Annotated in this window: 10 protein-coding genes; 7 read left to right on the forward strand and 3 right to left on the reverse strand. The window is 48.5% G+C overall.

Features of this window, described 5'->3' with window-relative positions; genetic code table 11:
- Window positions 1-490 precede the first annotated feature (490 nt).
- Together ACFTRD_RS01105 and ACFTRD_RS01110 are read left to right on the forward strand one after the other, a co-directional pair.
- Complete coding sequence (locus tag ACFTRD_RS01105; protein WP_379377194.1) at window positions 491-2,932, forward strand: glycoside hydrolase family 6 protein; 2,442 nt, start codon at window positions 491-493, stop codon at window positions 2,930-2,932.
- 899 nt (window positions 2,933-3,831) lie between these two features.
- On the forward strand, window positions 3,832-6,174 hold the full coding sequence (locus ACFTRD_RS01110) for a rhamnogalacturonan lyase (protein ID WP_379381092.1): 2,343 nt from the start codon (window positions 3,832-3,834) through the stop codon (window positions 6,172-6,174).
- Between the two features lie 307 nt (window positions 6,175-6,481).
- Here the strand turns inward: ACFTRD_RS01110 and ACFTRD_RS01115 are convergent, their stop codons facing one another.
- Window positions 6,482-7,084: a histidine phosphatase family protein gene (locus ACFTRD_RS01115; protein ID WP_379377196.1), complete on the reverse strand. Its 603-nt coding sequence runs from the start codon at window positions 7,082-7,084 to the stop codon at window positions 6,482-6,484.
- Between the two features lie 228 nt (window positions 7,085-7,312).
- On the opposite strand from ACFTRD_RS01115, the gene ACFTRD_RS01120 reads away from it, so the two are divergent.
- Window positions 7,313-8,275, forward strand: coding sequence for a helix-turn-helix domain-containing protein (locus ACFTRD_RS01120; protein ID WP_379381094.1), 963 nt, complete (start codon window positions 7,313-7,315; stop codon window positions 8,273-8,275).
- Window positions 8,276-8,505: 230 nt separating this feature from the next.
- Window positions 8,506-10,011, forward strand: a complete 1,506-nt coding sequence (gene melA, locus ACFTRD_RS01125; RefSeq protein WP_379377198.1) for an alpha-glucosidase/alpha-galactosidase — start codon at window positions 8,506-8,508, stop codon at window positions 10,009-10,011.
- Window positions 10,012-10,145: 134 nt separating this feature from the next.
- Here the strand turns inward: melA and ACFTRD_RS01130 are convergent, their stop codons facing one another.
- Complete coding sequence (locus ACFTRD_RS01130) at window positions 10,146-10,925, reverse strand: hypothetical protein (RefSeq protein ID WP_379377200.1); 780 nt, start codon at window positions 10,923-10,925, stop codon at window positions 10,146-10,148.
- 104 nt (window positions 10,926-11,029) lie between these two features.
- On the opposite strand from ACFTRD_RS01130, the gene ACFTRD_RS01135 reads away from it, so the two are divergent.
- The 3 genes from ACFTRD_RS01135 (at window position 11,030) to ACFTRD_RS01145 (ending at window position 13,384) form a co-directional block, all read left to right on the forward strand.
- Window positions 11,030-11,800 carry an amino acid ABC transporter substrate-binding protein gene (locus tag ACFTRD_RS01135; RefSeq protein WP_379377202.1) on the forward strand — a complete coding sequence of 257 codons (771 nt, stop codon included), beginning with the start codon at window positions 11,030-11,032 and terminating at the stop codon, window positions 11,798-11,800.
- A gap of 106 nt (window positions 11,801-11,906) precedes the next feature.
- Complete coding sequence (locus tag ACFTRD_RS01140; RefSeq protein ID WP_379377204.1) at window positions 11,907-12,566, forward strand: amino acid ABC transporter permease; 660 nt, start codon at window positions 11,907-11,909, stop codon at window positions 12,564-12,566.
- A 62-nt stretch (window positions 12,567-12,628) separates the two neighbouring features.
- Entirely contained in the window at window positions 12,629-13,384 is a 756-nt protein-coding gene (locus tag ACFTRD_RS01145; RefSeq protein WP_379377206.1) for an amino acid ABC transporter ATP-binding protein, read from the forward strand.
- Between the two features lie 72 nt (window positions 13,385-13,456).
- Here ACFTRD_RS01145 and ACFTRD_RS01150 read toward each other — a convergent pair whose 3' ends face one another.
- Window positions 13,457-14,008 (reverse strand): mediator of RNA polymerase II transcription subunit 4, encoded by a 552-nt coding sequence (locus ACFTRD_RS01150; protein ID WP_379377208.1) that lies wholly within the window; start codon window positions 14,006-14,008, stop codon window positions 13,457-13,459.
- Between the last annotated feature and the right edge of the window lie 11 nt (window positions 14,009-14,019).

Here is a 14,019-nt window from a genome sequence, read left to right on the forward strand (position 1 = left end):
ATTATGGAATTTTATATAAATTATTTTAAATAATTCAATTTACAGTAATATATTCATAACGTATAATCAAGTGAAAAGGAGGTGGACATGCGATGTACATGTAATATCGAGGGTAAGCTTTTTTTTAAAACGCAAAAAGAAAGCGCTTCCCTTGAAAAGCCCAGCATAACTGCTTGAAGCTTATGCACCCATGATCACCCTCACATCCCTACACACGCAGTACCCCTCACAAGGAAATGATCCGCATATTCAGTCATCCATCTTTAGGTTTAAACTCTTGATGTTCTGCTCTCAACGCAAGTTAGCATACAAGTCTTTAACGCAAGTTATTCGTGCTGCCGTTCCTTATATTGCAAACCAAATCCATTCCAGCTGGAGGTGAGGCGTTCACCACTCATCCATATGTTCTCTACTGTGCATAGCATCTTGCCGACACAGAGGATCAGACATGAGTATATACCAATCCAACCACAGGAAAGGTGGAACCCTAATGACAAAATCGAAAACCTTATCGAGAAGTGGAAAGGTCCTTCGCAGAAGTGTAAAACAAATGCTGGCAGCCACGCTACTTGCGGCAGGCATTTTCCCAGGCATGGCTCCAGGCGTGACTCAGGCGGCAGAAGCACATGTGGATAATCCATTTGTCGGAGCTACAGCGTATTTAAATCAGGATTATTCAGCCCTCGTGGATACGTCCATTGCGCTCACCAGTGATGCTTCGTTAAAGGCCAAGATGCAAACGGTCAAATCTTACCCTACAGCAGTCTGGATTGACCGTATTGATGCTATAAATGGCGGGACGAGCAATGCTGGACGCAAGAGTATTGAGGAGCATCTGGATGCTGCGCTTGCTCAAAAGAAAGCCGGCACACCGATTACTGCTTCATTTGTTATTTACAATTTGCCCGGGCGGGACTGTCACGCACTCGCGTCCAACGGTGAATTGCCGCTGACACAAGCTGCTCTTCAGACGTATAAAACGGATTATATTGATGTGATCGCAGACATCTTTGCAGATCCGAAGTATCAGGATATTCGCATTGTGGCGATTATTGAGCCGGACAGTCTGCCTAACCTTGTGACCAACCTGAGTACGCCAGCTTGTGGTCAAGCCAGTTCAACAGGCATCTATGAAGCGGGTGTGAAGTATGCATTGGACAAGCTGCATGCCATTCCGAATGTGTACAATTATCTGGATATCGGTCACTCGGGCTGGCTCGGATGGGATAACAACCGTGCAGGTGCAGTCGCGCTGTACACAAGCGTTGTGCAAGGAACAGCCGCGGGTCTGAACAGTGCGGATGGTTTCATTACGAATACAGCGAACACCACACCGCTGGGAGAACCGAATTTGCCTAACCCGGATCTGAATATCGGTGGACAACCGATTAAGTCCGCCAAGTTTTATGAGTGGAATCCTTACTTTGACGAAACCGATTTCACAGCTGCGCTGTATGCCGACTTTGTGCAGGCAGGCTGGCCAATCAGCACTGGCTTCCTGATCGATACGAGCCGAAATGGCTGGGGAGGCGTCAATCGACCAACGACTGCAACGGGCAGTGATATCAATGCCTACGTGAATTCCGGGCGCGTCGATCGCCGGGAGCATCGGGGGAACTGGTGTAACGCCAGTGGAGCTGGCATAGGTGAAGCCCCTAAGGCAGCACCGGGACCTGCCCATCTGGACGCATATGTATGGGTCAAGCCCCCAGGTGAGTCTGATGGATCAAGCTCCGAAATTCCGAACAACGAAGGCAAAGGCTTTGACCGGATGTGTGATCCAACGTTCACGACTCGTGATGGGGTATTGACGGGGGCACTGCCTAACGCACCCGTGTCAGGTCACTGGTTCCATGATCAATTCGTCATGCTGGTGCAAAACGCATTCCCTGTTCTTCCTGCCAGCAATGGCGGAGGGGATCCAGGCGAGGGAACAACGGCTCCAGCTGCTCCGTCAACACTGACTGCGACAGCGGGCAATGCACAGGTTTCCCTGAGTTGGACAGCCTCCACAGGAGCGACCAGTTATAACGTGAAGCGTGCGTTGAGTGCGTCGGGTCCATTTACTACGATTGCTGCGGGCGTGAGCGGCACATCGTATGCCAACACAGGATTGACCAACGGAACAACCTACTATTATGTGGTTAGTGCCGTGAATGCCGCAGGTGAAAGTACTAACTCGACTGTAAAAAGTGCTGTACCGGTTGCAGGTGCGACTGCTCCTGCCGCACCAACCGCGCTGACAGCTACAGCTGGAAACGCACAGGTTTCCTTGAGCTGGACAGCCTCCACAGGAGCGACTAGTTATAATGTGAAGCGGGCAACGACGGTCGCCGGACCATTCACAACCGTTGCTGCGGGCGTGAATGGTACCTCTTATACGAACACAGGTCTGACCAACGGAACGACCTATCATTATGTCGTTAGTGCCGTGAACGCTGCCGGGGAAAGTGCCAATTCTGCCGCAGCCTCCGCTACACCGCAAAGCGTCGTTGTTCCGACCAGTGATCTGGTCCTACAGTATCGGGCGGGTGATACCAATGCGACAGATAGCCAGATCAAGCCGTATTTCAATATCAAAAATGTGGGCAATACAGCGGTAAACTTGAGTGATCTGAAGATTCGTTATTACTTCTCCAAAGAAGGCACGGCAGCGATGGACTCTGCAATTGACTGGGCTCAGGTGGGCGGTGCCAACATTCAGCGGACGTTCACCGATACGTATGTGGAGCTGAGCTTCACTTCTGGAGCAGGTGCGATTCAGGCGGGTGGACAATCCGGGGATATCCAGCTTCGTATGTACAAAACGGACTGGAGCAACTTTGATGAATCCAATGATTATTCCTACGATCCAACCAAAACATCCTATCAGGACTGGAGCAAGGTGACCCTCTATCAAGGAGGTAATCTGGTCTGGGGAATTGAGCCTTAAAAATTACTTCATGTAATTTAAGGTAGATAAGTTTACTTGATGTAATGGAGACCATAAGGGCGTTTGCATGCGATGATCATGAAGTAGGGGCGTGTCGAGGTCATGATAATGAAGTAAGGCCGTTTCCAGCCCATCACATGAAGCAGGGGCGTTTCCAAGTCATGTCTATGACCTGGGAACGTCCCTGTTCTCATTTTAACGAATTGAGCGCATCTTATTTAGTGGAATTGAGCAGGTGCGGCGGTTTAACGAATCGTAGACAAGTTGTTACCATGTTTTCACTCTATGTTCGCTGAGTTTTACCGAGATAACGTTACTGGAGTTCGTTAGATTTTCCATTGCCCACTTATCTTCAGAATAAGGTGTAACCGCTTCGTTAGAGCGTCTAACTTAAACATATTATGCGTGAACAATCAGTGCATGAGCAATCATACATCCGGAGATCAGGGAGGGAAATAACGAATCAGTTGTAACCGGAACGGCTGCTCCGCAGAACCGCAAGCACAAATTTTCCCATCGAGCCTTCCAGAACAACACTGAATATTGATCGTTTTGGACGGATATTTGCCTATGTCGCAGCAGGCAGGATGACTATAATAATACCCGATGGGCAGGATGAAGCTGCTCAGATGGAGAGGGAATGGAAGGGGGACGGAGTCGAAGAAGTCTGATAGGTCTGTTCACATGGATTATTCTTTTGAAATTTTGTAAGCGCATTCAGTTAAATTTGAAGAATATGAACGTCGGTATGGATTGACAGAGGTCGCAGCGATTCAAACGCATCTATAAGCATCACCATTCTGTCTCAAGGAGTGTGAAGGTGGATGAAATTCCAAACAACAGCGCCGATACATAAGAGATCGGTTTCAGGTATGCGCTCCAATCGGAGGAAGGTTCGTATGCCACTTGCAGCCAAGGTGCTGTCGTCGGCACTAAGCGTGGCCCTGCTCGTTGCGGGAACCGCAGGTACGAGCGGAGCAGCGGCTTCCAATGGAAATAATGGGGCGGAGGCCAGCCTGCAGTCACATAAGGGAGGCGGACCTTTGAAGGACATTCAGTTGGAGTATCTCGATCGAGGTCTGGTCGCGGCCTCTACTTCCGAGGGTGTTTTTCTCAGTTGGAGATTGCTTGCTGATGAGGCTACAGGGTATAGCGATAAAGGTCTGACCGGTACGGATTTTAACGTGTATCGGGATGGCAAGAAGATTGCTACGGTCACCGATAGCACTAACTATGTTGATGCGGCAGGCCAGTCGTCATCGCGTTATGAAGTGGCAGCGGTAAGCAAGAAGGGCAAGGAGAGTAAGCGCAGTGCATCTGTCCAACCTTGGGCGAACGGCTATGTTGATATTCCTTTGCAAAAACCGGCCGATGGTGTGACGCCAGTGGGAGAAGCCTACTCGTATTCTGCGAATGACATGAGTGTGGGAGATGTGGACGGGGACGGTCAGTATGAGTTTTTTGTAAAATGGGACCCTTCTAACTCCAAGGATGTCTCGCAAAAAGGCTACACTGGTAAAACGTACGTGGATTGTTACACCCTGAACGGTCAATTGTTGTACCGGATCGACCTCGGGGTCAACATCCGTTCGGGTGCTCATTATACACAGATGCTCGTTTATGATTTTGATGGGGATGGCAAGGCTGAGATGATGTTCAAGACCGCTCCGGGAACCAAGATAATCAAATATAACAAAAAAGGGAAAGTGACGTCCGAGAAATACATCACCCTTCCGAAGCAGGATCGCAAGGCAGGATACTCCAACGAAGATGATTACCGTCTAAGTGCAGATGGCTACTATGATCATGTCGTGGATATGTTCAAGAACTGGCATAAACATGAAGAGGTCGTGAAGGGCAACTGGCCTGCTACGCTGGAAGAAGCTTTTGGAATTGAGAAAAAGTATACCTATCCATTATCTCAGCAGGACGCCGAAAGTCTGGCCGATTACTTCATCGATGTGTATGCACCGAGCCGCAGTGACAAGAATGAGCTGCGCAAGTTCGAAGGCTTTATCGTGGATGGGCCTGAGTATGTAACGGTGTTCGAAGGAGAGTCAGGCAAAGAGCTGGAGACGATTCCTTATGAGCCGGGACGGCAGGATGATGGGCTGATGTGGGGCGATTACGCGATGGCTCGCATCGAACCGGGCAACCGGGTAGACCGTTTCCTGGCAGGCGTGGCCTATCTGGACGGGAGGCAACCGTCTGCGATCTTTGCACGCGGCTACTACACACGTTCCACCATGGTCGCCTACAACTGGAATGGCAAAAAGCTCAAGCGTGAATGGAAAGTGGACAGTGGCTGGACACCGATGAAGAACCCGTTCAATGACGGTCCGCATGGAGTGGATGGTACAGATCCGGAGTATGGTTCCATCACAACGCAAGGCGCGCACTATTTCAGTGTCGCTGATGTGGATGGAGACGGCAAACAGGAGATTGTATACGGCTCGGCCACGATTGATCATGATGGCAGTGTGCTGTACAGCTCCAAAGATATAATGCCTGCACAGAGTGCTGCACCGGGAACGATCGCTCGTCTGGGGCATGGTGACGCACTTCATGTAGCCGATATTGATCCGGACCGTCCGGGACTGGAGATCTTCATGGTGCATGAGGGCGGCCCTTGGGCTCCATACGGATATTCCCTGCGGGATGCGAAGACCGGGAAAGTGATCTATGGTGGGTACACGGGCAAAGATACCGGACGCGGCATGATTGGTGATGTGGATCCGACCCGCCGTGGGTTGGAGACATGGGCTGTGGGATTGTGGACAGCCAGCGGTGAGAAGATAAACGATAAAGCCCCTGGTACTAATATGAACATTCGCTGGGCGGCCGATATGACAACTCAGATCGTGGACGGGGCCATCGATGTCACACCTACGATCAAGGATTGGAATCGGGGTACGCTGTTAACCGCAACCGGAACGTTGACCAACAATTATACCAAAGGAACGCCATCACTCGTAGCGGATATCTTTGGGGATTGGCGGGAAGAGATGCTGGTGAGAACCGAGGACAGCTCGGCAATCCGCATCTACCTGAGCACCGAGAAGACCGACCGTAAACTGTATACGCTGATGCATGACGCGATGTATCGTGTCGGCATTGCCGGACAGAACAGTGGATACAATCAACCGTCCTACCCATCCTTCTATATGGCCTCGGATATCGATTGGTCGAAGGTTACACTGCCCAAGTTCCACACGCCCAAGTCGGGTAAGGGTGGGAAGTAAGAAGTAAGAAGTAAGAAGTAAGAAGTAATAGGTGATAGGTGAGAAGTAGTTCAACACGCAGAGCATTGGCAGGTTGGGCTTGAGAACGCAATACCAACATGGTGATTCATCGTGATACTGGGGGATGCCATTTGGAAACGTAAATTCAAAAGCGTAATTCCGAGGGCGTAATTCCAAAAGTACTATTTTGTTATAGAGTTGTTTACTATAGTAATACAGCGAAGCTCTGGAGTAACCTTGCGTTTAGGCGTATGGAGGGTTACCCGGGGCTTTTTTTGATATATCTAAACCGAAACAGACAGCATCATCATTTCAAATGTTCTACAGATGCAAAATCTTGAATGATGTATATCCCGTTCTCATGGATCAATGTGGTGATGGAGCATTCGGGAATCAGTTGACTTTGCACGGCTATAAAATCAGGATGCCAGACGTTAAGCTCATGCTCTGGAAATGTGTTTACCAGAAAATCCGTAATTAACCCGCCATGAGTAACGATAACGATATAGCTATCTGGTGGCTCTGAATTCGCCAATTCGGTTAGGAAAGAGGCTAAACGTTCCCCTGCCTGCTTGGCTGAATCACCTACGGGTGGGAGGAAGTCAGGATCAATTGTGGTTCGGTCCCACATGGCAATGAATTCTTCTATTGTTTGTTCAGGCAGGTCACCCCAGTTGGCGCGTTCCCGCAGACGCGGGTCTTCTGTCACTGTAACGTTTGTTTGAAGAGCAATATGCGCCGCAGTATCGATCGCTCTTCGAAGTGGGCTTGCAATGATTTTGGTGACAGGTACATTAGCCAAATGAAGTGCCGTTGACTCAGCCTGTACTGCTCCTTCGGATGTAATGGGAACATCACCAATACGCTTCTCTTTGACCCCATGCCTCACTAGAAAAAATGTAGTTTTCATGCCCTCAAAACCTCCTGCGGATAGATTGGATAGGAACCAGATCGATTAGACTTAAAACTAATTATATAACTATCTAATTTAATATCGCAATGAATTTCCTTTTGCGCGGGTGAAATACATCGCCAAGACTTGTTACAATGGAGAAAAGTGAGGATCATTGCAGCAACGGAGGTGCAGGCATTGGAAGCAAAACATTGGACAGGCAGTCTGTTTCAGGAAAAACTGCTCATGGAGGACTATGGACCGCGTTTCTACGCGTACTATTACAAGCAATGGGATAACTACCAAATGTCCTATCACGATCATGATTCCACGGAGATCATGTATATTATCTCGGGAATGTGCCGGGTCGACGTACAGATGCCGGATGGGAGCTCGGAACAGGCTGTATTGAAAAAAGGGCAATTCATTCTGTTGGACGCCGGGGTCCCACACCGACTGCTGGTACAGGATGGTGTCCCGTGCCGTATGCTGAATGTGGAATTTGGAGTTGCCAGGTTGGAGCCAGGACAGCCTTCCATTCGCCAGCTCGCGCTGGAAGAGGATGAGGTCCATGCTTTTCTAACTCAAGCCTCGCCTTATCTGGTACTGCCTGACCCGGAAGAAGTGTACCACATTATGAAAAGCCTGGTGTTGGAACTGGATCAGCGTGGTCTGATGGAGCAGGGAAGATCTTCTAAACCCATGCGGATTATTCCGCCGGAGGAACGCTCGCATCATCGCGAATCCCGTGATCTGAAGTCTCCTGAGCAAGGTACGCTGGTACGTACGTTGTTTATCCAACTGCTGGTTCGGGTCGCACGACTTCGCGGGGAAATCAACCGAAGTGCGCTGGATCAGACGGAGCTGTACGTGAAACGGACGGTTGAATTCATGCATCACAATATGGATCGCAATATTCAGATGAAAGATATCGCGGCGGCGGTGAATCTGCATCCGGGCTATTTGCACCGTATTTTTCGCCAGCACACGAAGCGCACGCCTACCGATTATCTAACGATGCTTCGAATGGAAAAGGCCAAGATGTTGCTGCAACAGACGGATATCCCCATCTCCGAAATCTCCGATTATGTGGGCGTAGGGAGCAGGCAATATTTTCATATGTTATTCAAGAAATATACAGGACACACTCCGGTTGAATTCCGTTCCTCGATGGAGCGACATGTCAGTCATTATCCCTCGGATGAATAAGGGCGGATAGATCGTCTGGTTTGTTCCGAGTAGGATAAGTGCCAATAAGCTGGGACACAGAAGTTAGGATTTTTGACAACCTTTGCGTGAACAGGTCATGATTTTGATAACGCTTACGTATTCTCCGTTGATACAATGACTTCATCAGGAAATTGTAATTCCAAGTCCAATATTACTGAATGAAATCATTAACCGAAACAAATCATTTTGGATTACGGGGGGAACTGTGCATGTCGTTTAAAGTGGCATTTATCGGGGCGGGCAGTATCGGATTTACACGGGGGCTGCTGCGGGATTTGCTGGCGGTACCGGAGTTTAGGGATATTGAAATTGCGTTCTGTGATATTAATCAGCATAATCTGGACATGGTTACCGAGCTGTGTCAGCGGGATATCCGCGAGAATGGACTGAATATTCAGATTCAGCCGACGACGGACCGGAGAGAAGCGCTTAAGGATGCGAAGTATGTACTGTGTACAATTCGTGTAGGCGGGTTGGAAGCTTTTGCAACCGATGTGGACATTCCGCTCAAGTATGGGGTGGATCAATGTGTCGGCGATACATTGTGTGCTGGTGGGATTATGTATGGACAGCGCGGGATTGCCGAGATGCTGGACATCTGTAAAGATATTCGTGAGCAAAGTGCACCGGATGTGCTGCTCCTCAATTATTCCAACCCAATGGCCATGCTGACCTGGGCCTGCAACAAGTATGGCGGCGTGCGCACGATTGGACTATGCCACGGAGTACAGCACGGGCATCACCAGATCGCGGAAGCGTTTGGACTGAAAATGAATGAAGTGGATATCGTGTGTGCCGGCATTAATCATCAGACCTGGTACATCAAGGCATCCCATGAAGGCAAAGATCTTACAGGCGATTTGCTCGAAGCTTTTGAGAAACATCCAGAGTATAGTCGTACCGAGAAAGTGCGGATTGATATGCTGCGCCGATTTGGTTACTACAGTACGGAATCGAATGGTCACCTTAGCGAATACGTACCTTGGTACCGCAAACGTCCTGAAGAGATCAAGGATTGGATCGATCTGGACAGCTGGATTAACGGCGAGACGGGCGGATATTTGCGTGTGTGTACAGAAGGAAGAAATTGGTTTGAGACCGACTTCCCGAACTGGATGAAAGATGAGCCGATGCAATTTGCCCAGGAAAAACGGGGCGGAGAACATGGTTCCTACATTATAGAAGGATTGGAGACGGGACGTGTATACCGCGGACACTTCAATACCGTCAATAACGGTGTAATCTCCAATCTGCCGGATGATGCGATTATTGAAGCACCTGGATATGTGGACCGCAACGGCATTTCGATGCCGCATGTAGGAGATCTGCCGCTCGGTCCGGCTGCCGTGTGTAACGTAAGCATTTCCGTACAACGGCTTGCGGTTGAAGCTGCTGTACATGGTGACGACAAACTATTGCGTCAGGCGTTCATGATGGACCCACTCGTGGGTGCGGTATGTAATCCAAAAGAGATCTGGCAAATGGTCGATGAAATGCTGGTCGCCCAAGCTCAGTGGTTGCCGCAATATGGGGATGCCATTGCCGCGGCAGAAGCAAGACTCGCTGCGGGAAACTTGATTCCTACGAAGGACTATGAAGGCGCTGCACGTCTCAAAGTGAAAACTGTTGAGGAGATGCAGCAGGACCGCGATGCCGCCAACAAAAATGCGGGTGAATCGGATAAAGGCAAAGATCGCGAGAAAGTGCAGCAATAGATAGAGGCAGGATGTACAACAACGAAATATGAATAAGAATATGATCGCAAGAAATAACCAAATGAATATGAATATGAATATGAATATAAACAGTAAAACAGGGCCCTCTCATTATTGAGGGCCCTTATTTGTTTCTATTTTTTCTCCACAACACGAACCGCAAACGCAAAAGAAGTACTTCCCAAGCTGACCAGTGAATCTTGACTTGAAGTCCAACGGACAGATGCTCCGTAATAATGTGTTCCTGGTTCCTTAGGAAGTTGGAAGCTCCCATCCGTGGAAGCGATAGGCTCGATTTTCTCCTCTATATATTCAAACAGATCCCATTCATCAGGCGGAATATCAGTGCCCATATGTATGGATACTTCTTCGCCAACTAGGACAGGCACAAGTGTATGCCCTTTTAGCAAGTCCATACCTCCCACATAATCAGCGCAGGTGCCACTCCAACAATAACTGCTTTGTTCTGCCGGAATGGAGATGCCGCTTTCGGTCTGAATAGTTGGCGTAGGCAGTTCCTGGGGTAAGTTGGGCTCCGGTTCCTGAGCCTGTTTTGATCCCATATCTGCTTCCTTTGGATTGGTCGTTGGGGGCGAGCCGGATTCGTTTGTACCGTTACTTGGAGCAGGACTACAGCCGGATAATATCAGCAAAGTTGTAAGGAACACGAGTGAAGACAATGTTCTCATTGTATTGATGAATTTTATTTCATCCACCTCCCTAATATCTTCCAGACGAGAAGCCAGAGAAGAATGTTGCTCAGCAATGGGCGGGAACGGAACTGAAGAAGCTTCAGGAGAAGGGAAAATGGGATTCGCTTGTGCATGAGAAGCTGGTGGAACCGGCGCAAGTGAAAGAAGCTTTTTCACAAATTGTTGACAATTAAGTAGATTCAAATAGATGGAAAAGGACACGAGGCTCGACTCTTCTTCCATGCTATGTTATTATAAGACTCTGATAACGTGGTAACGAACTAAAGCGTTTGGGTTTTGGTTATAGACATGGAGGGGTTAGAGAGATGAGAAAACAAGCAATATTTCTATTATTGATCAGCATATGCATGATTGTTGTTGCGGGATGCTCCAGCTCGGGAAGCAAAGATGATAATGCCATTATTGTGGGGATAGATGATAAATTTGCGCCAATGGGCTTCCGGGATGACAAGAATGAAATTGTTGGTTTTGATATTGATTATGCCAGAGCGGCAGCGGAGAAAATGGGGAAAGAGATTACGTTCCAGCCCATTGACTGGTCTTCCAAAGAATCGGAGCTGAACAGTGGCCGCATCGACCTGATCTGGAACGGTTACACAATTACGGATGAGCGGAAAGATAAAGTGCTGTTCACGAAGCCGTATCTGGAGAACAGTCAGGTTGCAGTCACACTCGCGGATTCACCGATCACGAAACTGGATGAGCTGGATGGCAAAAATGTCGGCTTACAGGCCCTATCCTCTGCGGCTGATGCACTTGCGGCAAGTCCTCTGAACGATAAAGTGAAAGCTTCCGAATTCCCGGACAACGTACTGGCGTTGACTGATCTCAAGACTAAACGTTTGGATGCTGTCATCATCGACGAAGTGGTCGCGAGATATTACATGTCCAAGGAAGAGGGGACGTTCAAATTGCTGGATGAATCCCTTGCTCCGGAACAGTACGGCATTGGTGTGAAAAAAGGCAATGAGGAACTGCTGAATCAGCTGCAAAAAGCATTGGATGAGCTGAAAGCGGATGGCAAAGCAGCCGAGATATCCACCAAATGGTTTGGTGAAGATAAAGTTTTGAAATAGGATCAGGCCACTCGCCTGACATATGTAAACAACATGACCCCGGATTCCAAAATGGAGCAAGTCTCCTGCGGAATGCGGGGTTAACAGATTAGAGGAGCCGATTGCGATGAGTTGGGATTATTTATTGGGCATCATGAAGCCCATGCTTGAAGGGGCACAGACCACGATCTTTTTATTTTTACTGGCGATTGTGTTGTCTGTACCGCTTGGATTTGGAGTAACCTTATTGATGAAAAGCCGATTCAAGCCGTTGGCGTGGATTGCTCATACGTACGTATATGTGATGCGGGGAACGCCGCTGATGCTTCAGCTGTTGTTCTTCTGCTTCGGTCTGCCGCTGCTTCCAGGCGTTGGGGAGTATCTTGTATTTGACCGCTTCACGGCGGCAGCATTGGCTTTTATTTTGAATTATGGTGCCTATTTTGCCGAGATTTTCAGAGGTGGATTACTCTCCATTGATAAAGGACAACACGAAGCTGCACAGGTACTGGGCCTAAGCAAATGGCAGACGATGACGAAAGTCATCATCCCGCAGATGTTTCGGGTAGCATTACCTGCCACTGCAAATGAATCCATAAGCCTTATTAAAGATACGGCGTTGCTGTATGCAGTTGCTGTACCTGAGTTGCTGCATTACGCACAGGCCGCAGTAAACCGGGATTTTCGTCTTACTCCGTTCCTGATTGCAGCTATTATGTATTTGCTGATGACCATGGTACTCACCTTGTTCTTCAAGGCACTGGAGAAACGTTATACATTTGAGTAAACACGCACGGAACTGTATTTTATATAGTTATCCAATCTGATCAATTAAAGGACTGTCTGCATATGACCCATATTATAGAAGTGAATCAGTTGAGAAAATCATTCGGTACACTCGATGTGCTGAAGCAGGTATCGTTTAACGTGGAGCCGGGCGAAGTCATTGCCGTGATCGGACCTTCGGGTTCGGGGAAAAGCACGATGCTGCGCAGCCTGATTCATCTGGAGGATATTTCAGGTGGATCGATTCGCATTCAAGGACAGACGCTGGCTGAGAACGGATCGTACGCGGGTGGCGCGGATATTCGGAAGATTACAGATCGCATGGGCATGGTCTTTCAGCATTTTAACCTGTTTCCGCATCTGACGGTACAGGCGAATCTGGAACTGGCACCGAAGACGTTGAAAAAAGAAAGTTCAGCGATCATTCGGCAGCGCAGTCTGGAATTGCTCGGTAAAGTAGGGCTTTCCGACAAGGCGGATGCCTATCCCGCCAACCTGTCGGGTGGACAGAAACAGCGCGTAGCCATTGCTCGCGCACTCATGATGCAGCCGGATATTCTGCTGTTCGACGAACCGACCTCGGCACTCGATCCTGAGCTGACGGGAGAAGTGCTGCGTGTCATCAAGCAGCTCGCACAGGAGAATATGACGATGATGATCGTCACCCATGAGATGAGCTTTGCCCGCGATGTCGCGGATCGCGTCTTCTTCATGGACAACGGCGAAATCGCCGAGGCGGGTCCGCCGGAGCAGATCTTCGGCAATGCCAAGTTGGAGCGCACGCGCACGTTTTTGCAGCGAGTGGAAGTGGAAGGGTAGAAATTAGAATGTTGAAAATACGTGAGGTTGCATTTAAATGTAACCTCACGTATTTTTTTAACTAAGTTTCATTCAAGAGATGAAGCCGTCAAAAAGCCAATGGCCTTCTGGGGAACGGACAAAAGAGAGCTCATACGCGATATTTCCTTCCAAACCTTTAGTCGTGATGTATTGTGCTATGAATAGCATGAAATGGTCCGTATCTTTTTGATTGTAACCTCTGAATTCAAATTCATCCCACTGGATACCTTTAATGAAATTGACTTCATAAGAGTGGCCGGTATTATGAATAATCATGGTATTGTCGTTTGTGGATATATCCACATTAGGGGAGGATACGGATTCAATATACGCAGTATCTCCAGACTCCATGGCAGCGATCAGCTTAAACGTCATATTCAGAGTTTCTCTTAAATTGTTTCTGAGCTCCTCGTTATGTACGTTCTCTTGAATTTGAGCGATCTGTTCCTGAAGGCGAGCGTTATCTTCACGTAATTCCTTGATGGTTTGCATATTTTCCTGATTAAGTTCCATCGACTTCAAAGCTTCGACAGACGTATCCGATCCACTGCAGCCTGTCATCAAAAAAGTAACCAACAATAGTAAAGGTGCAAACTTATACATAATAAACCTCC

The organism is Paenibacillus sp. NPDC056933 (genome assembly GCF_042674385.1).
In the GTDB taxonomy this organism is placed as follows: Bacteria; Bacillota; Bacilli; order Paenibacillales; family Paenibacillaceae; genus Paenibacillus.